This is a genomic window from Sphaerisporangium sp. B11E5, from assembly GCF_039871875.1.
GTDB lineage: Bacteria > Actinomycetota > Actinomycetes > Streptosporangiales > Streptosporangiaceae > Sphaerisporangium.
Genome location: NZ_JBDPMD010000001.1, coordinates 328219 through 350215, shown reverse-complemented (window position 1 = coordinate 350215; position 21997 = coordinate 328219). Strand labels below are relative to the sequence as shown.

Sequence of the window (21997 nt, the reverse complement as noted above, 5' to 3'; positions counted from 1 at the left end):
TTCCGCAGCAGTCACCGGCCACCGCCCCTGCTCCCGAAGCCCCTGGCCACCCGCCCCCCGGCGGCCTCCGTGGCCACGCCACCTGCCCGGAGGCGGGCACTCCTAACAACCGGGGCGGCACACCGTGAGGCGGGTCAGGCGCGTTTGGCGATGGCCGTGATCAGGGGCTGGACCAGGCGGGCGGCCAGGGGGCCGAAGGCGGCGAGGATGAGGACATAGGCGGCGGCGAGGGGGCCGAGGTCGGGGTGGGCGCCCGCGGCGACGGCCAGGCCGGCGATGACGATGTTGAACTCTCCGCGGGGGATGAGGGCGATGCCGGCCCGGGCGCGGCCCGCGCGGGCGATGCCGGCGCGGCGGGCGGCGTAGGCGCCGGTGAGGAGCTTGGTGATCATGGTGACGACGGCCAGGATCACGGCGAGGCCGGCCACTGGGACGATCTTGGTGGGGTCGGTCTGGAGGCCGAAGAAGACGAAGAAGACCGCGGCGAACAGGTCGCGCAGCGGGATGAGCAGCGTGCGGGCCTCCTCGGCGAGCTCGCCGGACAGGGCGATGCCGACCAGGAACGCGCCGACGGCGGCGGAGACCTGGAGCTGCTGGGCGATCCCGGCGACCAGCAGCGCGAGGCCCACCACCTTGAGCAGCAGCACCTCGTTGTTGGGGCTGGCGACGAACGCCTCGATGAACCGGCCGAAGCGCAGCGCGATCAGCAGGACGACGCTGACCGTGCCGAGGGCGATCGCCACCGTCACCGCGCCCGCCGCGAGGCTGAGGCCCGCGAGCAGGGCGGTCAGCACCGGCAGGTAGATCGCCATGGTGAGGTCCTCGAACACCAGCAGGGACAACACCACCGGGGTCTCCCGGTTGCCGATCCAGCCGAGGTCCGACAGCACCTTGGCCGTGATGCCCGAGGAGGTGGCGTAGGTGACCCCGGCCATCGCCACCGCCGCCACCGGGCCCCAGCCGAGCAGCAGGGCGCAGAGCGCGCCGGGCGTCGCGTTCAGCACCAGGTCGACCAGGCCGGCCCGGGCGTTGCCCTTCAGGCTGGTCACCAGTTCGTCGGCGTTGTACTCGAGGCCGAGGGTGAGCAGCAGCAGGATGACGCCGAGCTCGGCGCCGACCGCGGTGAACTCCTCGCTGGTCGCGAGGGGGAGGATGCCGCCGGTGCCGAACGCCAGCCCGGCCACCAGGTACAGGGGGATGGGTGAGATGCCGACCCGGAGCGCCAACGCTCCGAGGATGCCGAGACCGAGCAGGACCGCGCCGAACTCAAGGAACAGGATCGCCGTGTGGTGCAACGCCCCGTCCTACCCCTTGGCCAGGATCTCGGCGACCGCGGCCGTGCTGTCCGCCCCGCCCACGACGACCACGACGTCCCCGGCCTCCAGGGTGAACTCCGGCCCCGGGCTGGCGAACACCTGCCCGCCCCGCACCACCGCCACGACGGACGCCCCGGTGCGGGTGCGCACCCGCGCGTCCCCCATCGGCCGCCCCGCGTACGGCGACTCCGGCGCGATGGGCAACTGAAGGCTGACCAGCCCCTCGACCTCCCGGTGGAGATCGTTGAGCCGCTGCACGATCCGCGGCGCGCCGAGCAGCTCGGCCAGCGCGTCCGCCTCCTCGTCGTTCAGCCGCACGCTCTCGCAGGCGCGGTCCGGGTCGCCGGAGTCGTAGATGACCAGGTCACGCTGCCCCGTCCGATGCGACACGACCCCGACCCGCCGCCCGGACCGCGTCGTGAACTCATGCCGCAACCCGATCCCCGGCAACGCCGTCTGCTCGACCTCCACCGCACCGTCCTCCACGCCGGGTTTCGCCAGTTCTGCCCCGACCCTATCCAATTGCCGGGCCACGCCCCGATTACGGCGGACCAGCCCTGGCGGGGGCTCCTTTCGCTCGGACGTCAGGCGCCGAGCAGGCCGATCGGGTTGCCTCGGAGTCGGTGAGGACGGCCACGCGGCCCATGCCCGGCACGGGCCGCGGTTCGGCGGTGAGGCAGAATCATCTGTTGTGAACAAAGTTTCGGATCGCGTCGCCGAGGATCACGACCTGTCGCTCGCGCGCGACGGGGACGGCGCCGCGTTCACCCGGCTGGTGGCGCCGTTGCGCCGGGAGTTGCACGCGCACTGTTACCGCATGCTCGGGTCCGTCCATGACGCCGACGACGCACTGCAGGACGCGTTGGTGCGGGCCTGGCGGGGGCTCGCGCGGTTCGAGGGGCGCGGGTCGGTGCGGTCGTGGCTGTACACCGTGGCCACCCGGGTCTGCCTGGACGTCGTGCGGACGCGCGGCAGGCGGGCGCTGCCGGTGGACCTCGGTCCGGCGAGCGAGCGGGTCGTGACGGGCGATGCGCCACTCGGCGACGTCGCCTGGCTGGGGCCCTACCCTGACGCGGGGCTGCCCGAGGGGCCGGGCGGGCCGCACACCCGGTACGAGCAGCGGGAGGCCGTCGAGCTCGCGTTCGTGGCCGCGCTGCAGCACCTTCCCGGGAACCAGCGGGCGGCGTTGCTGCTGTTCGAGGTGCTCGGTTTCTCCGCCGCCGAGATCGCCGCCGCCATGGACACCACGGTCGCGTCGGTGAACAGCGCCCTGCAACGCGCCCGCGCGATCGTCGCCGAGAAGATCCCCGGCCCGGGCCAGCAGCGGACGCTCCGCAAGCTCGGCGACGCCCGCCTGCGCGAGATCGTCACCGGCTACTCCACGGCCCTGGAGCGCGGCGACGCCGACGCCCTGGTCGCCCTGCTCACCGAGGACGTCACCTGGTCCATGCCCCCGCTCCCCCACTGGTACCGGGGCCGGGCCGCCGCCATGGAGTTCGCCACCCAGGTGCCCCTCACCACCTGCGGCGCCTGGCGCCACCTCCCCGTCACGGCCAACGCACAGCCCGCCGTCGCCTGCTACCTGCGCGACGAGGACGCCGACGTGCACCACGCCTGGTCGGTGAACGTCTTCACCCTCCGCGGCGACCGCATCGCCGCGATCACGTCGTTCATCGGGGCGGACCACTTCCCCGCCTTCGGGCTGCCGCCGTTCCTGCCCTGACCCGTTCATCGGCGCGGTCCCCGTAAGCTGCACGTCATGACTTGTCCCGTTAAGTCCGTCTAGTGGAAGGTCCGGCAATGGCACCCGCCGGCCGCCCCCGTCGTCTACGGTCATAGGCGTGATCGCCCCCGGCATCGCCGCCCCCCGGCCCGCCGCCGTGCCGCCGCGCTCGCCCCGCGGCGCCCTCCTGTCCCGCCCGGCCGGTGAGGGACGCCCGTGAGCAGGTTCGGATCGATCCTGCTCGACCGGTTCCACCACCCCGCGCAGGTCGTCGTCGCGGGGTTCGGGCTCGCCATCGTGGCCGGGACGCTGCTGATGCGGCTGCCGATGGCCACCACCACGGGAGAGTCCGCGCCGTGGCTGACCGCGCTGTTCACGGTGACCTCGGCGGTGTGCGTCACCGGGCTCGCGGTGGTGGACACCTCCACCCACTGGTCGGTGTTCGGCGAGGTGGTGATCGCCCTGCTGATGCAGGTCGGCGGCCTTGGGGTGATGACGCTCGGCACCGTGTTCACGCTGCTCGTGTCGAAACGGCTCGGGGTGCGGGCCCGGATGCTGGCGCAGATGGAGACCAAGACGCTGAGCCTGGCCGACATCCGGCGCATCGTGGCCCGGGTGGTGGTGTTCAGCCTGGCCTGCGAGGCCGTCGCCGCGGTGATCCTGACCGTCCGGTTCCTCACCGGGTACGGCGAGCCGTTCGGCCGGGCGGTGTACTTCGGCGCCTTCCACGCGGTGTCGGCGTTCAACAACGGGGGCTTCGCGCTGTGGGAGGACAGCCTCGTGCGCTTCGTCTCCGACCCCTGGATCTGTCTCACCGTCGCCGTCACCGTCATCGTCGGCGGCCTCGGGTTCCCTGTGGTGTTCGAGCTGATGCGCACGTGGCGGCGGCCCGGGCGGTGGAGCATCCTGACCCGGATCACCGTGGCCACCACGGCGGGGCTCCTGCTGTTCGGCACCGCGGTGTTCCTCGCCACCGAGTGGGACAACCACGGGACCCTCGGGCCGCTGGACACCGCGGGCAAGTGGCTGGCGGCGTTCTTCACCGCCGTGATGCCGCGCAGCGGCGGGTTCAACGTGGTGAACCTCGGCGAGATGTACCCGTCGAGCTGGCTCGTCACCGACCTGCTGATGTTCATCGGCGGTGGGAGCGCGGGCACCGCCGGCGGCATCAAGGTCACGACGTTCGGGTTGTTCGCCTTCATCGTCTGGGCCGAGCTGCGCGGCGAGCCGCGGGTCAACATCGGCCACCGGCGCCTGCCGGAGGGCGCGCAGCGCCAGGTGGTCGCGATCATGGCGCTCGGTGCCGGCATCGTCGCCGCGTCCACCTACCTCCTGCTGGTCATCACCCCGCACAGCTTGGACCAGGTGCTGTTCGAGGTCATCTCGGCCTTCGCCACGGTCGGCATCTCCACCGGCATCACGCCTGGCCTCGGCAGCCCCGAGCAGGTGGTGCTGGTGGTGCTGATGTTCATCGGCCGCCTCGGCCCCCTCACCCTCGGCTCGGCCCTCGCGCTCAAGGACCGCAGCCGCCGCTACGAACTCCCCGAGGAGCGAGTGATCGTTGGCTGACAGATCGAAGGACCCCGTCGTCGTCATCGGCCTCGGCCGCTTCGGCACCGCCCTGGCGCTGGAACTGACCCGCCGCGGCAACGAGGTGCTGGCCATCGACCATCGCCCCAAGGTGACCCAGCACCTGGCCGGCCAGATCACCCAGATCGCCACCGCCGACGCCACCGACATGGAGGCCCTGCAGCAGCTCGGCGTCCCCGACTTCTCCCGTGCCGTCGTCGGCATCGGCGGCGACCTGGAGGCGAGCATCCTGACGGCCTCCCTGCTGGTCGAGCTGGAGATCGACTCCATCTGGGCCAAGGCCATCAGCCGCCAGCACGGCCGCATCCTGGACCGCCTGGGCGTCCACCACGTCGTCTTCCCCGAACACGACATGGGCGAGCGCGTCGCCCACCTGGTCAGCGGCAGAATGCTCGACTACATGCAGGTGGACGACGACTTCGCCCTGGTCAAGACCCGCCCTCCCAAGGAGTACGTCGGCGTCCCCCTGGGCCGCACCAACCTGCGCCGCAAGTACGGCGTCACCATCGTCGCCGTCAAGACCAGGGAGGAGCAGTTCACCTACGCCGACGCCGAGACCGTCCTGTCCTACGACGACACCATCCTCGTGTCCGGCCGCACCGAACAGGTCGAACGCTTCTCCGAGCTCTGACGGTTCAGTGCCGCGGCGGGCGTCCGGACACCCGGCGCAGCACGTAGACCAGCGCCGACCCCGCGAACAGCGCGAGCGTCACCAGGATCCACCGGCCGAGGTAGGGACCGGTCCCGAGGGCCGCCGCCTCCCGGTACCCCCGGCTGGAGGCCCCGAGGACCAGCGGGAACCAGACGAGCAGCAGCAGCCCGGACAGGGCCGCCGGCACCCGCACATGGTTGACCACCGACGGCCGGCGGGGCAGGCGTCCGGTCAACGTGCGATCGGCCAGCGAATAGAGGGGCAGCAGCACCAGGTCGTGCAGGATCACCGCGCCGGCGAACCACAACGCGAACCCCGCGATGATGCCCGCGGCGACCACACGGCTGAGGACGTAGGCGGTCACCGCGAAGCAGGCGCACATGAGGACCGCGTGCCATGGAGCGGCACCGTACCGCGCCGCCACGCGCCGGAGCGGACCGGGACCGCCGGAGCCGCCGGGGCCGTTGCTGTGGGTGGGGGCGCCACCAGGGCCGGAGCCGGGCCTGGGGCCGGTCATGTGCTGGGCCGGTAGTCGAGTTCGCGTACCCACTTGGTGTTGTGCACGCCGGGGGCGCCCGGGACGATGATCCGGGCGGGGAAGCCGTGGTCGGGCGACAGGTCGGCGCCGTTGACGCGCAGGGCCAGCAGGGAGCGGGGGTCGGCCGTCTGCGCGGCGCTCAGCGAAGCGTGGCTGAACGCGCCGCCCTTCTGCAGGGAGCGCACATGGACGCCGTCGCCGCCGGCCGCGCCGCACAGCCGGGCCAGGTCGGCCAGCCGGACCCCCGTCCACTCCTGCTCGGTCGACCAGCCCTCCACGCAGGCGATCGGCAGCCGGTAGGTGTGCAGCGGCAGGGCCAGCAGGTCCTCGCGGGACAGCCGCACCTCACGGGTGCCGCGCACGGTCAGGCGCCAGCCTGGCCCGGTCTGCGCCGGTCCGATGCCGAGGCTCGCCGCGGTCTTGTTGACCTGGAAGTCGTTCGGCCCAGGGCCGTAGTGGCGCCCGTGCGGTGCGAGCAGGGCGGTGCGGCGCAGCGGGCCGTCCAGGGTCTGCCCGAAGGACAGGCCGAACAGAGCCGCCGAGGCACCGCCGACGAACGCCAGCAGCCCGCGGCGGGACATGGTCGGCGAGCCGGGCGCCGCGGGCACCAGGCCGTCGGGGTCGGGCGGCTCCGGCCGGGTGTCCCGCAGAGGGGTGCGCAGTTCCTGCCGGAAGCTTCGCGACCGCAGGGCCGTGACCGCCCGGGGCAGCTTCAGCGCCACGTGCGTCACCAGCGCCGCCATGAAGATCCACGCGCCGTACAGGTGCGCCGGGTAGAAGGAGAAAGGGAAGACGTAGAAGATCTGGATGTTGAGTATGCCGGTGACGAACTGGAACACCGCGCCACCGACCAGCAGCAGCAAGCTCCCCCGCTCCAGCAGTTGCGCCACCGACCGGGCGGGCGGCCACGCGAACAACTTGGGGATCACCGACCACAACTTGGCCAGCAACACCGGCACCAGCGTCAGCCCGAGAACGACATGCGTGCCCTGCGTGACGCGGTACAGCCACACCGGGCTCGTCGGCCAGTCGAAGAGATAGAACCCCAGCAGCCCGTGCTCAGGGGTGATGTCGTTCCCCGGCAGCCGCGGGTTGTAGGCGGCGTACGACAGCAGCCCCGTCACCGCCACGATCGGCAGCCCTGCCAGCAGCACCACCCCGAACACCGACGTCAGCCAGGGCCCACGCAGCGGGCTGCGCCAGAACCCCGGCCGGAACGGCCCCGGCGGCCGCTCCCGCCCGAGCACCCAGCCCTCCACCCGCGCCGCCCACCGGCTCACCGCGGCCCCCCGAACTCGGGGCGGAACGGCCTCGGCGGCCGTTCCCGCCCGGGCGTCCACGCCTTCGCCTGCACCGTCCGCCGGCTCACCGCGGTCCCGCCTTCACAGCCGGGGCTCGCGCGGGCGCGGCGGCGGACGGCCGGGACGTGCCGTCGATGGCGCGGAGCGCCGCCGCGAAGCGGGAGGCGGGAGCCCGCGCGGCGACCTCCGCGGCGTCGGCGGGGGTGTCGACGTCGCGCAGCTCAGGCAACGTCGCCACGGTCAGGCCGGCGTCTCGCAGCCGCCGCAACTGGGCGGCCCCGGTGCCGGGGACGGACATGGGAACGCCCAGCAGCAGCGCGGGGTCGGGGCGGCGCAGGCCGAGCAGCCAGAAGCCGCCGTCGGCGGCCGGGCCGAACACCGCGTCGTGCCCGGCGAGGGCGGCGGCGGCCACACGCAGCAGGCCCGGGGTGACCTGCGGGGTGTCCATGCCGATGAGCACGGCCGGCGCCGGGCGCAGGCGGTGGGCGTCGGTGAAGGCGGCCGCGAGCCGCTGGTCCAGCCCGTCGCCCCGTTGCGGGATCACGTCGAAACCGTCCGGCAGCCACGGGCCGGGGCGACCACGCAGGGCCAGCACCCGGTGCCGCACGCCGGAGGCCACAACCGCGTGCAGCGTGTCCTCCAGTGCGGCGGCGGCCAGCCGTGCCGCCTGACCGGGGGTGTACGCCGGGCACAGCCGGGTCTTGACCAGGCCGGGCACGGGCTCCTTGGCGATGACGAGGATCTGCGTCACGCCGTCTCCCGGATGACGCGCCGCATGTCGCCGATCGCCCGCGCGGTGCCGCGCACGGTGCCGGTCACCTTGGACCTGCCGGCCCGCGCCCGGTAGTCCACCTCGGTCTCGGCGACGACCCAGCCGGCGGCCGCCGCGCGCAGCACCATCTCCAGCGGGTAGCCGAACCTGCGGTCCCGGAGCTCCAGCGCGAGGAGATCCGCGCGACGAGCGGCCCGCATCGGCCCGAGGTCGCGCAACGGCACGCCGGTGCGTCTGCGCATCAGCCGGGCCAGCACCGCGTTGGCGAGCCGCGCGTGCGGCGGCCACGCCCCAGCCTCCTTGACGACCCGCCGCCCGAGCACCAGATCGGCCCGCCCGTCGAGCACCGGCCCCGCCACCCGGGGTAACTGCCGCGGATCGAGGCTGGCGTCGGCGTCCATGAAACAGACGACGTCCCCACGAGCCGCCAGCAGCCCCGCATGACAAGCCGCGCCGAACCCTCGCCGCGGCTCCCCGACCACCGTCGCCCCGAGCCGCGCCGCGACAGCGGCCGAGCCGTCCGTGGACCCGTTGTCCACCACGATGGCCCGGTACCCGTCCGGCACACGCTCCAGAACCCACGCGAGCGCGTCCGCCTCGTTCAAGCATGGCAGCACGACGTCGATGTCCATGCGCCCCACGTTACGGTCGCAAAGCCCCGCGAACTCTTACGAAGCGGTGACGTCCTCCCCGGGTATCCCCAGTTCAGCCCTACTGTTTAACCGTGGCAGGAAGATCAGGCCGGTGACGGACGGCACCCACGGCGAGTCCCGCGGCCCGTCCGCCGGCGCCCCGCCGCCGGGCCGCGGACCGGCGGCGCGGCCCCCGCGTCGCGTCCCGCCGGTGGGCGGGGCCGCGCCGGCGGGCGAGGCCGCGCCGGTGGGCCGGGAGGCGCGGCGGTGGCCGTGGGGGTCCGTGGACCGTGTGGCGGTGTGGGTCTGGGCGGGGCTGATCGTCGCGGGTTTCGCGGCGGGTGCCGTGTTGCACGGTGCGGGGATGCTCGCCATCGATCATCTGCCGCCGTTGCACGGGCACTTCCGGGTGCCGACCGTCGGCCTGCTGCCTGCCGCGGCCTTCGGGGCGCTCGCCGTCGCGCTGCTGCCCCGGCTGACCGGGCGGCTCGGCTTCGGCGCGGCCTCGATCGTGGCGTACGGGTGTGCCCTGGGCTGGACGGTGCTGCTGGCGGTGTCGGGCGACGCGCTCGCCGCGCCGTTCACGCATCCGCAGGAGTACCTCGCGGTGCTGCCCGCGGTGGGGGACGATCCGCTGGGCTGGCTGGCCACGTTCACCGGGCGGCTGCCGGAGTACCCCACGCACGTGCGCGGCCACCCGCCGCTGCCGGTCCTGGTGGTGTGGGCCCTCGCGGCGGCCGGCGCGCCGGGGCCGGTGTGGGCGGCGCTGCTGGTGATCGCGGTGGGCTGCTCGGCCGCCGTGGCGATCGGGCTGACCGTACGGCGGCTGGCCGGCGAGGAGACCGCGCGGCGGGCGCTGCCTTACCTTGCGCTCACCCCGGCCTCGGTGTGGATCGCCACCAGCATGGACGCGTTCTTCGCGGGCGCCGGGGCGTGGGGCGTCGCGCTGCTGGTGACCGGGCGGCGGCCCGTCACGCGGGTGGTGTCCTGCGGCGCGGCGGGGGTGCTGCTCGGCGCGCTGCCGTACCTGAGCTACGGCCTGGTGCCCTACCTGCTGATCCCCGTCGTGGTGGCCGTGGCCGTCCGGCCGCCGCTCCCCGCGGTGTGCGCGGCGCTGGCCGGCGCGGCGGCGGTGACGGCCGCGTTCGCCGCCGCGGGCTTCTGGTGGCCCGACGGTGTGGCGGCCACCCACGCCGAGTGGGCCGCCGACCCCGGGGCGGCCCGCCCGTACCTGTACTTCGTGGCGGCGAACCTCGCGGTGCTGGCCCTGCTCACCGGCCCCGCCACCGCCGCCGGCCTCGGCCGCGCCTGGCGCGGCCACGCGCCGCCGCAACTACGGGGCGGCCGGGGCCGGCCGTGGCGCCACCACAGCCCGAGCCTGACGGCCCATGAACGGCCAGGTCCGCGCCGCACGGGGACGAGGTCCGGCGGCCCCGTCGCCTCCGGGGTCACGCTACCGGTGGCCGCGGCGCTGATCGCGGTGGTGGTCCTCGACGTCAGCGGGGTGACGCGCGGCGAGGTGGAGCGCATCTGGGTGCCCTACGCCCTGTGGGTCACGGCGGCGGCCGCACTCGTGCCGGGTCGCCGCGCACTCGCGGCACACGCGGTGACCGGGCTGCTTCTCCAGGGCCTGGTGCTCTCCCCCTGGTGACGCGGCCGGTGTCAGCCGAGGGGGGCGGTGGCGAATTCGTGCATGCCCTGGGTGAAATCCATGCGGGCCCGGAAGCCCAGGTCCCTTGCCGCGCGGGCCGGGGAGGCGGTGACGTGGCGGACGTCGCCCAGGCGGTACTCGCCTGTGGTCACCGGGGGTGGGCCGCCGTGCGCCGAGGCCAGGGTGGCGGCCATCTCTCCTACTGTGCGGGGGCGGCCGGTGGCGATGTTGTAGGGGGTCAGGTGGCCGGGGTGGCCGGCGGTCAGGGCGGCGGTGTTGGCTTCGGCTATGTCGTGGACGTGTATGAAGTCGCGGCGCTGGCGGCCGTCCTCGAAGACCCGGGGGGCGCGGCCCGATTCCAGTGCCGACCGGAAGATGGCGGCCACGCCTGAGTACGGGGTGTCCCTCGGCATGCCGGGGCCGTAGACGTTGTGGTAGCGCAGCGCCACGGCGGTGCCGCCGGTCTCCCGTGCCCAGCCGGCGGCGAGGTGTTCCTGGGCGAGCTTGGTGGTGGCGTAGGCGTTGCGTGGGTCGAGCGGGGCGTCCTCCTCGATCTCGGCGGGGCGCAGCGGTGCGGCGCAGTGCGGGCAGCGGGGCTCGAAGCGGCCCGCCGCCAGGTCCTCGGCGGCGCGGGGGCCGGGGCGGACGCGGCCGTGCCGGGGGCAGTCGTAGGCGCCCTCCCCGTAGACGACCATCGACGACGCCAGCACCAGCCGGGTGACGCGGTGCCGGGCCATCGCGGCCAGCAGTACGGCCGTTCCGTACACGTTGACCGAGGCGTAGTCCGGGAGGTCCGCCACGTCCACTCCCAAACCGACCTTGGCCGCCTGGTGCGCCACGGCGTCCACGCCGGGCAGCACACGGTCCAGGTCCGCGGCGGTGCGCACGTCGCCGCCGGTGCGTGTGTCGAGGCCGGTCACCTCGTGGCCCGCCGCCTCCAGCGCCTTCGCCACATGAGTCCCGATGAACCCGGCCGAGCCGGTGAGCAGTACCTTCACGCCGCCGAGCGTAGGCGGCGCCTTCCCGCGGGGCACCGGCAGGCGCGCTTCCGTTCGCGGACCGTAAGACCCTCCTGGGTCACTCCTGAGCGAGCAGCGTTCGCTCGTCCACGGGGTTCTCGTGGGTGCCGGGGGTGGTGCAGGCGTGGGCGCCGGCGAGCGTGGCCAGGTGGAGGGCCCGTTCCGCGGGCAGGCCGTGCAGGTGCGCGTAGAGGTAGGCGGAGGCGAAGGCGTCGCCGGCGCCGTTGGTGTCCACCACGGGGGACTTCGGCACGGCGGCGGGCCGGTGGACGAGGGGGGTCGTGCGGGTGAGGAGGTAGGCGCCGGAGGCTCCGGCGGTGCAGATCACCTGGGTGGCGCGGCCGCCGGCGAGGATGTCGCGCATGGTGGCGGGCGGGTCGGTGAGGCGCGCGGCGGAGAGGAAGACGATGTCGGCGTGGCGGGCGAAGTCGCGGTGGTAGGGGTTCTCGCCGTCCCAGTCGTGCAGGTCGGTGGAGGTGGGGACGCCGAGGGCGTGCAGGTCGGGGAACAGGTGGCGGGAGAAGTCGGTGATGGACAGGTGGACGTGGCGGGCCCGCCGGACGGCGGGCAGGTAGAGGTCACGCGGCAGGCGGCGGCCGGGGACGTGGCGGGGGTCGAAGAGGGAGGTGCGGCGGCCGTCGGGGGCGACGAGCAGGACGCTGCGGCGGGTGCCTTCCGGGACGGTCCCGAAGGCGAACTCGATGCCGCGGGCGGTCAGGTGGCCCCGGACGAGGGCACCCTGGGGGTCGTCGCCGACGAGGTCGATCAGGATGGTGCGCAGGCCCAGGGCGTGGCAGCCGAGGACGACCCCGCTGCCGGTGTTGCCGATGCGGTCGACGGCGGGCGGGACGGTGTAGGTGTCGGCGTACGGGAGAGGCAGGCCGGGCACGTACACGGTGGTGTCCACACCGGCCCCGCCGACCACCACCACGTCGTAGACGGCGCCGCCCGGACCGGCTGCCACCTCCATCGGGGCCTCCCTCTTCTCCACTACGGTCGTGCCTCCTCGCACCCATGCCGCAGCAGGCGGAGCAGGTGGCGGGCGTGGGGGACGTCCCTGGCGGTGACGGCGGCGGCGTTCGCGAGGGACAGCAGGTCGTCGGCCGTGATGCCGGGACGGACGGTGCCCTGGTCCTGGGCGCGGCGGAGCAGGGCGCGGGCGGCTGATCTCATCGACTCGTGCCAGCGGGTGAACAATTCGGCGCGCTGGGTGCCTTCGGTGGCGGCCAGGGCCAGGGGGCGTTTGGTGGTGACGTGGGTGACGAAGACGTCCAGCCATTCGAACAGGGCGTCCGCCGGTGACGGGGCGCGCAGCAGCGCCGTGCCGTGCTCGGTCAGGGCGGTCACCTCCTCCGCGTACACGGCGACGAGCAGGTCGCCGCGGGTGGGGAAGTGGCGGTAGAGGGTCGCGTTGGCGACGCCGGCGTGGCGGGCGATGTCGTCCAGGGGGACCTCTGGGCCGTGCTCGTCGAACAGCTCCCTGGCCGCGGCGAGCAGCAGCGCCGCGTTGCGGGTCGCGTCGGCTCTGCGTGCCATCTCGCCGGCTCCGAGGGTTGTCGAACGGGGAACTCCCCGCTTACGGTAGTACCCATAAACGGGGAGTTCCCCGTTTCCGGCGACGAGAGGACCGCCATGCCATTCACCGCCGAGGATCGCGCGGCCGTCACCGAGCTGGTCGTGATGCACGGCCACCTGGTCGACGCCGGGGAGCTCGGGCGTATGCACGAGCTGTTCACCGAGGACGTGACCTACGACGTGACCGACCTCGGGGGCGGGACCGTCGTGGGGCTGGAGACGCTCCTTGAGGTCGCGCTGACGACGGGCGAGCGCAACCCGGTCGGGCATCACGTGACCAACGTCGTCGTGACCGAGGCCGGCGAGGACCGTGCGCGGGTGCTGTCCAAGGGGATCGGCGTCATGGCGGACGGCACCTGCGGCAGCGTCACCTACGAGGACACGGTGTCGCGCGGCGCGCAGGGATGGCGGATCAGCCACCGGAGGGTTATCGCCCGGCGCGCCCCCCTGGGTGCCGGGTGAGGCCCGTCAGCCGGTGACGATGCCGAGTCCTCGCGCGGTGAACCGGCCGACCAGTTCGGCCGCGCCGCGGGAGACGGTGCCGGGCAGCAGGAAGAACTCCTCCAGGAGGGCGCGGGCGGTGTCGTCGTCGATCACCGCGCAGTCCCAGATCACCTGGCCCTCCCCGGCCCGCACCTCGAAGGCGTAGAACCCGCAGCACGCCTTCTCCCGCGCGGCCAGGTCGCGCACCCACTCCTCCACGCCCGGCTCGGCCCGCAGGCGGAACCGGATCCCCTCGGCGGTCCGCTCCCGCCCGATCAGGGCCTGGGCGAACAGCCGCCGGTACTCGGCGAGGCGTTCCTCCACGGTGTCCGGGGCGCCGGTCATGTCGCAGACGACGGGGGTGGAAGACGGGGGTACGTCCACGGCGGGTCTCCTCGGTGTCGTGAGGTCTTGTGACGTCATGACCGGAACCCTAGAGTCTGGACCTAGGTCCAGAGTCAAGGGGTGAGTGGGTTGCGGATCGGACAGGTCGCCCGGGAGGCCGGCGTCAGCGTCGACACGGTCCGCTTCTACGAACGCCGCGGTGTGCTCCCCGCCGCCCCGCGCAAGCCGTCGGGCTACCGCGCCTTCCCGCCGTCCGCCGTGGCGAGGATCCTCATGGCCAAGACCCTGCAGGACCTGGGCTTCACCCTGGAGGAGGCCGCCGACGCCCTGCGCGCCCACGACACCGGCACCGCCACCTGCGACAGCGAACGCCGGCGCCTGGAGACCGTGCTCGACCGCATCGACGCGCGGATCGCCGCCCTCACCCGCGCCCGCGAGGACACCGCGGCGGCCCTGGACGACTGCCGCTCCGGCCACTGCCGGCTGGTCCCCGAGCGGGAACCGGAACTCAGCGAACGGCGACGTCCCAGATCTTGATCGTGCCGTCCGCGCCGAGGGTGGCGACGGACCGGCCGTCCGCGCTGAACACCACATCCTTCACATCGCCCGTGTGGCCGGTGAGCCGCCGTTTCAGCGTGCCGTCGGCGACGTCCCACAGGTGTGCGTCCAGGTTCTCGCCGTCCTGGTAGCCGTCCTGGTTGTACGCGGCGCCGGAGGCGGTGGCCAGGGTGCGGCTGTCCGGGCCGAGCCGCAGGACGAACCCCTCCCCCGAGGACCCGATGGGAACGGCGGTGTCCTCGAACCGGCCGGCCACGGCGCCGGTCCGGGTGTCCCACCGGAGGAGACCGTCGACGCCGTTGGCGGTGACGAGTGTCTTCCCACCGGCGGCGAACATCACCGTGTGGATCTCGTAGACGATCTCCCCGTCGAGGGGAAGCAGACGCCGTCCCCGTCCCGTCGTCAGGTCCCACACCCGATCCTCCGGGTCGGCGATCATGGCGAGGGCCCGGCTGTCGGCGCTGAACTCCAGCACCGACACCTGGTACGGCCGCCCGGACGCGACGGCGAGCCGGAGCCGCGGCTCTCCCGTCGCGGTGTCCCACAGCCAGGTGGTCGTCTCGTTCCACGGACCGCCGACGGTGGCCAGGGTACGGCTGTCCGGGCTGAACCTCAGCCAGGCGACCGCATGGACCGGGACACCCTTCACGTCGAGCCGGCGGCGCGGCCGGCCGGTGCCGGTGTCCCACAACCAGACGGTGCCGCCGATCTCGCTCACGGCCGCCAGGGTGCGGCTGTCGGGGCTGAAGGCGACCGACGCGACACGGCGGGTCGGCGTGGCGGCCGGCCACGGGAGGCGCCGTCCGGTCCGGACGTCCCACATCGTGACCTCGCGCCCGGCCTCGGGCGACTCCTCGGCGGTCACGGCGAGGAACCTGCTGTCGGGGCTGAACAGCGACTTCGAGCCGCTGAAGACCGGGTTGCCGCGGAGGCGGATCCGGTGCCTGAGCCGCCCGGTGGCGGTGTCCCACAACCAGATGCCGAATTCGGTTCTCATGACGTACGCCCCGCCGTACTCCTCGTCCACCAGCAGGGGCCTGCCGTCGTCGTCGCTGACCGTCGCGAGCGTGCGGCCGTCCGGGCTCAGCTTCATGGCGTACACCGAGCCGGCGGAGACGGTGCTTCTCGGCCTCGGCCCTCCAGGGCCGGCCCAGTCCCAGATCAGGACGGTACCGCTGTTCCCCCGGGTGGTGGCGAGGGTGCGGCCGTCCAGGCTGAACGCCGTGTCGGTCCCGGCGACCAGCGTGGCCCGGGACATGTCGTGGGGCAGGGCGCCGGTGAGCGTGTTCCACACGACCAGCACCACGGCCGCGAGGGCCGCGACGAACGCGCGCCGCCGCCATTTCGCCGTGCGCTCCCAGGTGAACGCCCGGGGTTCCGTCCCGGAGGGCTGGTTGGCCAGCCATTCCTGCACGCGGATGTGCTGGAACTGGTACGCGCCGCCCGACTGCCGCAGCAGTTCCTGTTCCCTCGCGTGCGCGAGGAAGGCGAGCAGCCGCACGGGCAGCCGGCCGCGTGCCGCCAGCACCAGACGGGCCACCAGGAACCTCGGCCAGGCGCGCGTCAGCAGGATCAGCAGCGCCAGCCCGAGGCCGACGAAGACCGTCACCGGCACCGTCAGCGCCCCGATGAGCGAGTCGCCGGTGGCGTTCGCCCGTGCCAGGTCGCCCGGCCGGGGTTCGCCCGACCAGCCGGTGCCGAGTGCCTCGGTGAGGCCCGCGACGATCGTGGCCAGCGTCAGGGCGGGGACCAGGACGAGGGTCGTCACCGCGCCCGCGGCCACCGCGCCGACCAGGGACGAACGGCGGTCCTGATCCATGAAGGCCCGCGGGCCGGCCTGCGCGGACCGCGACGGCGGGGCGTCCAGCCAACTGTGGGCGGCCAGGGCCAGACCGGTGACCAGGGCCAGCGCCACGGCCATCACCAGTTGCGTCCAGTAGTCCTCGACGGTGGCGGCCGTGACCGTTTCGACGTCGATCAGAGTGACCCCGGCGATGATGATCATGGTGGGGATCAGCAGGATCGTGGCCAGCGCCACCCCGGTGCGGAAGCCACGGCGCAGCCGGCCCCACGTCCCGGCGACCGTGAAGGACAGGCGTCCCGGCGCGCGGCCGGAGCCGATGAACCAGGCCACGACCGCCAGGACCGCGAAGACGACGCCGAGCCCGACCGCGATCGTGACACCGGTGGTGTCGCCCTCGTCCCCATCGGTTCGCAGGACGGCGGGCATGAGGGCGATCACGAGACCGAGCCCGCAGGCCAGGCCGACGCCGGGGGCGACCCACGGGGACAGCAGCCGCTGGCTGAGCAGCCACCAGGCCAGGTCGCGTTCGCGGTTGCGGTGGAGGTAGCGGGCCAGGAAGATCAGCCAGCGGCGGGCCTTGGCGGGGTCGTAGGGGCCGGGCCTGCCGGGGCCCTCGGGGGCGTACGCCGCGTCGACGGCGCCGTCCACCAGCCGGTCCTCGACGGCGTGCCGGGAGTCGAAGCGCCCCCGGTCGAGGAGTTCGGCCGGGTCACCGCCGAGACGCTGGTAGGAGCGGCGGGCCAGGGAGATCATCAGCGGGGTGGACAGGGCGGTGGCGAGCGGGCCGTCCGGCTCCTCCCGCAGCCGGGCGCGGACCGGCGCCCAGTCGGTGCCCGGGGGCCAGTCGATCTCGGTGAGGTAGGCGACGACGTCGTCCACGGGCACCGGGGCGACCTCGACCACGGGGGCCCGGCGCAGGGCGGGCACGCCTCCCTGGATGACGTCCTCGTACTCGGCGGACCGGCACGTCACCACGACCGGCCGTTCCTTTCCTATGGCACGGGCGATGCCCCGGACGGCGCTGCGCCGGACCGACTCGGGGATCTCGTCCAGGCCGTCGAGAACCGGCAGGAGCAGCCCGTGACCGGCGAGAAGGCGAGGGATGTCGGGACGGCCGTTGTAGTAGGAGACGGCCAGCGACTGCACGATCCACTCGTCCATCGTCTCGGCGACCGGGTCCCAGGAAGCGGCGGGGAGCAGCACGGGCAGCGGGTCGCCCGGCCCGCAGGCCTCCAGCAGCCCGAGGACGAGCAGCATCGCCAGCACGCTCTTGCCCGCCCCCGGCTCGCCGAGGACGATCAGACGCCCGCTGGGCACCCGGCCGTACTCCTCCGCGAGTTGCCGGGTGGCCGCCGTGAACCCGGCCTCCAACCGCCCGTCCAGCCGCAGCCGCACGACCCGCCCCGCCTCGGGCCGCGCCGCGTCCCCCACCTCCCGTGCGGTCGCCGCCCAGGCCAGCGGCAGCACGCCGCTGTCGCGCAGCCCGCGCCCCCGCGCCTCGTCCAGCCACTGGGCCCGCACGGTCGCCGCCAGGTCGTCGGCCAGTTCGGCGGGCCCGAGCTCCCGCTCACCTCCGCGGAGGTAGTCGGCGACGGACATGGCCAGCGCGGCGAGGCCGACGAGCAGGCTGATGAGGCCGACCCGGGAGTCCTTCGAGGCAACGTCCCCGTTGAACAGCCACACGGCTAATCCAATGAAAGCCGCACCAAATAGGAGAATTATCGCATTACGGAATTTACGCCGCTTTTCCCCGGGCATGCCCGGGATCCTAATCGACCGGGATTTACCTCAGGTCTCACCCCGGTATCACTTGCCCGCCCCCGGTCGCCGCTCGCACACCTCCAGGACTTTTCCTCTACGCCGTACTGCCGCCGGCGACCTGGAGTTGACAGGGAGACCCCGCTAAGGAGCACCGCACGATGTCGTCACAGCCGGGCACACCCCGGGGCAGACCGAAAGGGCATCCCCGGGCTCCGGCGGGATACGCTCCGCGGCGAAAATGGGCCGGGGGCGCGGTCACCACTCCGATTCTGGTCGGGGACACGCTACGCCGTCTACCGGACGCCTTCGTACGCGAGTCCGACGCGAGCAGGTGGCGGCAGAAGGATCCTCCGGACCTCACTCCCCCGGCCCGCCGCCGACCCCGGCGGCGGGCTTCGAGAGGTGTGTTACAGGCTGCACGGAAGCACCGCGCCGCCACCGGTGGACGTGGAACTCCAGCCTGTCGGCGCGGGCCTCCACGACGAAGTTGTAGCGGGTGAGGGTCTCGTGGCGGCACTGGATGGTGCCGTTCACCCAGGGGGTCTGGCTGACGCCGTGGTTCACCTCGTGATCCACGACGATCCAGCCGCCGCCGACGTCCTGCCTCAGGGAGACGCGCATGGAGAAGTCGACGGGACGGTCGCAGAAGTTCTTGGCGCCGTAGTCGATCCAGAAGCCGAACTGGTCGCGTTCGATGCGGGGGCCGTGGTAGCGCATGTCGCACCTGGGGCCGGGTGCCGTGCTCGCGGCGGCGGGGGGCACGGTGACGGCGGTCGTGAGTGCGGCCAGGACGACGGCCAGTACGGCACGGGGGCGCGCGTCGCGCATGATCTCTCCTCGAAGCGGGGGGTGGAGCCGCTCGACGGACGCACGGCACGGCTCGTCTCGCGACTCATAGTAGTTGATTGACCACTGACAGTGATAGCACTTGTGATCGTTTGAACGCTCGTTTAGATTTCTGTACGTGCCGTCAGAGGCTCGGACGTTCATCGAGGAGGCACGGCGGGCGCAGATCGTCGCCTGTGCCGTCGACGCCATCGCGACGCTCGGATACGGGAAGGCGTCGCTGGCGAAGATCGCCAAGCTGGCCGAGGTGAGCACCGGGGTGATCATTTATCACTTCGGGAGCAAGGACGAGCTGATCAGGGCCGTCGTGGAGGAGGTGGCCCGGATCGCGACCGAGATGATGGTGCCGCGGATCATGGCCGAGACCACGGCGGCGGGCGCACTGCGGGCGTACATCGAGTCGAACCTGGACTTCATGCGGCTGCATCCGCGGCCGCTGATCGCGCTTGTGGAGATCGTCGGGCACGGGCGGGCGGAGGACGGCGGACCCGGGCCGTACGCCGCCCAGCACGAGACCGCGCTCACCGATCTGGAGAAGGTGCTGGACTGGGGGCGGCGCACCGGGGAGTTCCGCGACTTCGCGATGCGGCCGATGGCGCTCGCGATCCGCGGGGCCATCGACGCCGTGCCCGCTGAGATGATCAAGAACCCTGAGCTGGACCTGCGGGACATCGCCCGCGAACTCGTCACCCTCTTCACGCTCGCGACCCGGAGCACACCATGACCCCCGCGTTGGAGACGTCACGCCTGCGCAAGGCCTTCGGCGAGAAAGTCGCCGTCGACGACATCGATCTGTCCATCCCCCAAGGTTCCTTCTACGGGCTCGTCGGCCAGAACGGCGCAGGCAAGACCACCACGCTGTCCATGGCCGTCGGGCTGCTGCGGCCGGACGGCGGCAGTGCGCGGATCTTCGGGGCGGACGTGTGGTCCGACCCCGCCAGGGCCAAGTCCCTCGTCGGGGTGCTGCCCGACGGCATGGCCATGCCCGAGCGGCTCACCGGGCGCGAGGTGCTCACCTACCTCGGCCTGCTGCGCGGGCTGCCACGTGAGGTGGTGGACCAGCGGGCGGCGGAGCTGCTGTCGGTGCTGGAGCTCGACGCGGCGGAGAAGACGCTGGTCATCGAGTACTCCACCGGCATGCGCAAGAAGATCGGCCTCGCCACCGCGCTGCTGCACGCGCCGCGGCTGCTGGTGCTGGACGAGCCGTTCGAGGCCGTGGACCCGGTGTCCGCCGCGACGATCAAGACGATCCTGCGCGGCTTCGTGGCCGGCGGCGGCTCCGTCGTGCTGTCCAGCCACGTCATGGCGCTGGTCGAGCAGCTCTGCGACCACGTCGCGGTCATCGACAAGGGGCGGGTCGCCGCGGCCGGCACCCTCGGCGAGGTGCGGGGCGGGACCACCCTGGAGGAGACCTTCGTCGGGCTGGTCGGCGCGGCCGACGGCGGGAGCAAGGAGCTGGCGTGGCTGTCGCGGTGACCATGGTCAGGATGAAGCTGGCCGTGCTGCGCCACTCCATGAACGGGCAGCGGGCGGGCTTCGTCGTGATGGGCGGGGTGACCGGCCTGGTCCTGGCCGGCGCGACGATCTGGCTCGGGCTGTCGGGCGCGGAGGTGCTGGCCGCCACGTACGCGGTGTGGATGCTCGGCTGGATCTTCGGCCCGGCGTTCGCCGGGGGCGGCGACGAGACGCTGCGCCCGGAGTTCTTCACCCTGCTCGGCCTGCCGCCGCGCCGCCTGGCCTCCGGGCTGCTGGCGGGGGCGTTCGTCGGCGTGGCGCCCGCGATCAGCCTGCTCGCCCTGACCGGGCTCACCGTCCACGGGGCCCGGCTGGGCGCCGGCGCGGCGCTGGTGTCGATCCCCGCACTGTTGCTGCAGCTCGCGGTGTTCGTCCTGGTGTCGCGGGTGGCGGTCGCGCTGCTCGGCCTGGCGCTTCGCTCGCGGGTGGGCGCGATCGGCGCCGGGCTGGCCAACGGCCTGATCCTGGCGCTGCTCGGGCAGATCTGGGTGGTGTTCGTGGCGCTCGGCCAGTCGGGCGGCGTGCCGCCGGTGGTCGGCGAGGTGGCACGCCACCTGCCGTCGGGCTGGGGCGTCGTCGCGGTGGAGGCCGCAGGGGCGGGCGACTGGGCTCGGACGGGCGCGGCGCTCGCCGCGCTCGCGGTACTGGTGGCGCTGCTGCTGGCCGCGTGGGCGGCGCTGCTGACCCGGCGCGCGGGGGCGGCGCGCACCGCCCCGAGGGGCCGGGTGCCGATCCGGGCCGCCACCGCGTCCGGCGCCGTGCTCGCCAAGGAGCTGCGCACCTGGTCGCGCGACCTGGTGCGCACCCACCAGCTCACCTTCGCCCTGGCGTACGGGGTGTTCTTCGCCGCCGCGCCGCTGCTGATCGGCATCCCCGACATGCTGCCGCTGGCCGGGCCGATCTTCGTGGTGATGGCCGCCGCCATGTCGGCCAACCTGTACGGCACCGACGGCACCGCGTTGTGGCTCACCCTCATGACGCCGGGCGCCAGGGACGTGCGGGGGCGGCAGCACGCGTGGCTGCTGACCGTCGCGCCGGTGGCGGTGGTGCTCACGATCGTGCTGACCGCCGTCGTGGACGGCCACTGGCCCGCGATGATCGCCCTGCTGGTGGCGCTGCTCGGCGGCGGCGCCGGGCTGGTGCCGCTGGCGTCGGTGTACGCGCTGATCCCCGGCACCGACCCGCACAGGCGCGGCGGCAACCCGCTGCGCTCCACCGAGGAGGACGGCGCGGTCACCGGCATGGTGTACGCCGTGCTCGCGCTGGCCGCGGTCACCGCCGTCCCCGCCACGGTGGTCGCCGCGCTGTACGGCTGGGCGGGTGTCGCGGTGGGGGTCGTGACGGGCGTGCTCTGCTACTGGGGGTTCGGGACGCTCGCCGAGCGGGGCCTGCTCGCCCGGGGCCCCGAGCTGCTCGAGACGATGCGCACCGGCCGCCGTCCCCCTCTGGCGCAGGGAGAACCGCGCAAGTGGACCCGGTTCGAGAACCTGCCGCGCCGCGACCGCGTCATCGTGGGCGTGTGCTACTCGATCGGCGCGATCCCCCTGTTCCCGCAGGGCGTCGTCCCGGCGATCTTCAAGGTGAACGGCGGGGGCGCCCGGTCGTGGTTCCTCGCGCTGTACCTGCCGGAGCCGTGGCAGTGGCCCACCATCGTGTTCATGATCGCTCTCGGTGTCGCCATCTACGCGACCGCCGTGATCATCCCGTTCCGCCGCAAGGCCGTCGCGGCGAAGGAGCCCGGCGGCGAGCGGGCCACCGTCCCCGCCGCCTGATCGTTTTCCTTTTCCTCCCTTTTCCCGGCATCCGCGGCAGATGGCTGCTTAACTAACCTCTGCCGCGAAGGCCGCTAATGCCGAAAGGCATCCCACAACTCCTATTCCTCGAAGTCAGCGTATGTGGCCTGGAGGCGCCGCCGC

The 21997-nt window shown here is 73.4% G+C and carries 21 protein-coding genes; 9 read left to right on the top strand and 12 right to left on the bottom strand.

Features of this window, described 5'->3' with window-relative positions; translation table 11 throughout:
• Positions 1–134: 134 nt before the first annotated feature.
• Together ABGB17_RS01315 and ABGB17_RS01310 are read right to left on the bottom strand one after the other, a co-directional pair.
• Positions 135–1295, bottom strand: a complete 1161-nt coding sequence (locus ABGB17_RS01315) for a cation:proton antiporter (RefSeq protein ID WP_347625808.1) — start codon at positions 1293–1295, stop codon at positions 135–137.
• Positions 1296–1304: 9 nt separating this feature from the next.
• Positions 1305–1787 carry a cation:proton antiporter regulatory subunit gene (locus tag ABGB17_RS01310; RefSeq protein ID WP_347625807.1) on the bottom strand — a complete coding sequence of 161 codons (483 nt, stop codon included), beginning with the start codon at positions 1785–1787 and terminating at the stop codon, positions 1305–1307.
• A gap of 220 nt (positions 1788–2007) precedes the next feature.
• On the opposite strand from ABGB17_RS01310, the gene ABGB17_RS01305 reads away from it, so the two are divergent.
• The 3 genes from ABGB17_RS01305 to ABGB17_RS01295 all read left to right on the top strand — a co-directional run bounded on the left by ABGB17_RS01305 (position 2008) and on the right by ABGB17_RS01295 (position 5260).
• A complete protein-coding gene (locus ABGB17_RS01305) occupies positions 2008–3039 on the top strand; it encodes a sigma-70 family RNA polymerase sigma factor (protein WP_347625806.1) in 1032 nt (343 codons plus the stop codon).
• A 216-nt stretch (positions 3040–3255) separates the two neighbouring features.
• On the top strand, positions 3256–4608 hold the full coding sequence (locus ABGB17_RS01300) for a potassium transporter TrkG (RefSeq protein WP_347625805.1): 1353 nt from the start codon (positions 3256–3258) through the stop codon (positions 4606–4608).
• Positions 4601–5260: a TrkA family potassium uptake protein gene (locus ABGB17_RS01295; protein ID WP_347625804.1), complete on the top strand. Its 660-nt coding sequence runs from the start codon at positions 4601–4603 to the stop codon at positions 5258–5260. The genes ABGB17_RS01300 and ABGB17_RS01295 overlap by 8 nt, the downstream gene beginning before the upstream one ends.
• A gap of 4 nt (positions 5261–5264) precedes the next feature.
• Here ABGB17_RS01295 and ABGB17_RS01290 read toward each other — a convergent pair whose 3' ends face one another.
• The 4 genes from ABGB17_RS01290 to ABGB17_RS01275 form a co-directional block, all read right to left on the bottom strand.
• Complete coding sequence (locus tag ABGB17_RS01290) at positions 5265–5798, bottom strand: hypothetical protein (protein ID WP_347625803.1); 534 nt, start codon at positions 5796–5798, stop codon at positions 5265–5267.
• A complete protein-coding gene (locus tag ABGB17_RS01285) occupies positions 5795–7099 on the bottom strand; it encodes a molybdopterin-dependent oxidoreductase (RefSeq protein WP_347625802.1) in 1305 nt (434 codons plus the stop codon). The genes ABGB17_RS01290 and ABGB17_RS01285 overlap by 4 nt, the downstream gene beginning before the upstream one ends.
• 85 nt (positions 7100–7184) lie before the next feature.
• A complete protein-coding gene (locus ABGB17_RS01280) occupies positions 7185–7871 on the bottom strand; it encodes a TIGR04282 family arsenosugar biosynthesis glycosyltransferase (RefSeq protein WP_347625801.1) in 687 nt (228 codons plus the stop codon).
• Positions 7868–8524 (bottom strand): glycosyltransferase family 2 protein, encoded by a 657-nt coding sequence (locus ABGB17_RS01275; RefSeq protein WP_347625800.1) that lies wholly within the window; start codon positions 8522–8524, stop codon positions 7868–7870. Before ABGB17_RS01275 ends, ABGB17_RS01280 begins: the two co-directional genes overlap by 4 nt.
• Before the next feature lie 112 nt (positions 8525–8636).
• Here ABGB17_RS01275 and ABGB17_RS01270 point away from each other — a divergent pair, with 112 nt between their 5' ends.
• Positions 8637–10175, top strand: a complete 1539-nt coding sequence (locus ABGB17_RS01270; RefSeq protein ID WP_347625799.1) for a hypothetical protein — start codon at positions 8637–8639, stop codon at positions 10173–10175.
• An 11-nt stretch (positions 10176–10186) separates the two neighbouring features.
• Here ABGB17_RS01270 and ABGB17_RS01265 read toward each other — a convergent pair whose 3' ends face one another.
• The 3 genes from ABGB17_RS01265 to ABGB17_RS01255 all read right to left on the bottom strand — a co-directional run bounded on the left by ABGB17_RS01265 (position 10187) and on the right by ABGB17_RS01255 (position 12730).
• Entirely contained in the window at positions 10187–11173 is a 987-nt protein-coding gene (locus ABGB17_RS01265; RefSeq protein ID WP_347625798.1) for an NAD-dependent epimerase/dehydratase family protein, read from the bottom strand.
• Between the two features lie 79 nt (positions 11174–11252).
• Complete coding sequence (locus ABGB17_RS01260; protein ID WP_347625797.1) at positions 11253–12164, bottom strand: carbohydrate kinase family protein; 912 nt, start codon at positions 12162–12164, stop codon at positions 11253–11255.
• 20 nt (positions 12165–12184) lie between these two features.
• Positions 12185–12730, bottom strand: a complete 546-nt coding sequence (locus ABGB17_RS01255) for a helix-turn-helix domain-containing protein (RefSeq protein WP_347625796.1) — start codon at positions 12728–12730, stop codon at positions 12185–12187.
• Between the two features lie 96 nt (positions 12731–12826).
• On the opposite strand from ABGB17_RS01255, the gene ABGB17_RS01250 reads away from it, so the two are divergent.
• Entirely contained in the window at positions 12827–13231 is a 405-nt protein-coding gene (locus tag ABGB17_RS01250) for a nuclear transport factor 2 family protein (protein WP_347625795.1), read from the top strand.
• Positions 13232–13237: 6 nt separating this feature from the next.
• On the opposite strand, the gene ABGB17_RS01245 is transcribed toward ABGB17_RS01250, so the two are convergent.
• Entirely contained in the window at positions 13238–13636 is a 399-nt protein-coding gene (locus ABGB17_RS01245) for a hypothetical protein (RefSeq protein WP_347625794.1), read from the bottom strand.
• 90 nt (positions 13637–13726) lie between these two features.
• Between ABGB17_RS01245 and ABGB17_RS01240 the strand changes: the two genes are divergently transcribed.
• Entirely contained in the window at positions 13727–14134 is a 408-nt protein-coding gene (locus ABGB17_RS01240) for a MerR family transcriptional regulator (RefSeq protein ID WP_347625793.1), read from the top strand.
• Here the strand turns inward: ABGB17_RS01240 and ABGB17_RS01235 are convergent.
• Together ABGB17_RS01235 and ABGB17_RS01230 are read right to left on the bottom strand one after the other, a co-directional pair.
• Positions 14106–17642, bottom strand: coding sequence for an NACHT domain-containing protein (locus ABGB17_RS01235; protein WP_347625792.1), 3537 nt, complete (start codon positions 17640–17642; stop codon positions 14106–14108). The two genes, ABGB17_RS01240 and ABGB17_RS01235, sit on opposite strands and share 29 nt — an antisense overlap.
• A 435-nt stretch (positions 17643–18077) precedes the next feature.
• Complete coding sequence (locus ABGB17_RS01230) at positions 18078–18548, bottom strand: hypothetical protein (protein ID WP_347625791.1); 471 nt, start codon at positions 18546–18548, stop codon at positions 18078–18080.
• 136 nt (positions 18549–18684) lie between these two features.
• Here ABGB17_RS01230 and ABGB17_RS01225 point away from each other — a divergent pair, with 136 nt between their 5' ends.
• Genes ABGB17_RS01225 through ABGB17_RS01215 form a run of 3 tightly spaced genes read left to right on the top strand, consistent with a single transcriptional unit; the run spans position 18685 to position 21853 of the window.
• A complete protein-coding gene (locus tag ABGB17_RS01225; RefSeq protein WP_347625790.1) occupies positions 18685–19290 on the top strand; it encodes a TetR/AcrR family transcriptional regulator in 606 nt (201 codons plus the stop codon).
• The gene (locus ABGB17_RS01220; RefSeq protein WP_347625789.1) at positions 19287–20042 is read left to right on the top strand and encodes an ABC transporter ATP-binding protein; all 756 of its coding nucleotides are present in this window, start codon (positions 19287–19289) and stop codon (positions 20040–20042) included. Before ABGB17_RS01225 ends, ABGB17_RS01220 begins: the two co-directional genes overlap by 4 nt.
• Entirely contained in the window at positions 20027–21853 is a 1827-nt protein-coding gene (locus ABGB17_RS01215; RefSeq protein WP_347625788.1) for a hypothetical protein, read from the top strand. Before ABGB17_RS01220 ends, ABGB17_RS01215 begins: the two co-directional genes overlap by 16 nt.
• Positions 21854–21997: the final 144 nt, after the last annotated feature.

Bases quoted from the DNA above. Each gene is read 5' to 3' on its own strand.
- ABGB17_RS01230 (WP_347625791.1), bottom strand. From the start codon at position 18,548: ATGCGCGACGCGCGCCCCCGTGCCGTACTGGCCGTCGTCCTGGCCGCA.
- ABGB17_RS01290 (WP_347625803.1), bottom strand. From the start codon at position 5,798: ATGACCGGCCCCAGGCCCGGCTCCGGCCCTGGTGGCGCCCCCACCCAC.
- ABGB17_RS01220 (WP_347625789.1), top strand. From the start codon at position 19,287: ATGACCCCCGCGTTGGAGACGTCACGCCTGCGCAAGGCCTTCGGCGAG.
- ABGB17_RS01260 (WP_347625797.1), bottom strand. From the start codon at position 12,164: ATGGAGGTGGCAGCCGGTCCGGGCGGCGCCGTCTACGACGTGGTGGTG.
- ABGB17_RS01255 (WP_347625796.1), bottom strand. From the start codon at position 12,730: ATGGCACGCAGAGCCGACGCGACCCGCAACGCGGCGCTGCTGCTCGCC.
- ABGB17_RS01250 (WP_347625795.1), top strand. From the start codon at position 12,827: ATGCCATTCACCGCCGAGGATCGCGCGGCCGTCACCGAGCTGGTCGTG.
- ABGB17_RS01275 (WP_347625800.1), bottom strand. From the start codon at position 8,524: ATGGACATCGACGTCGTGCTGCCATGCTTGAACGAGGCGGACGCGCTC.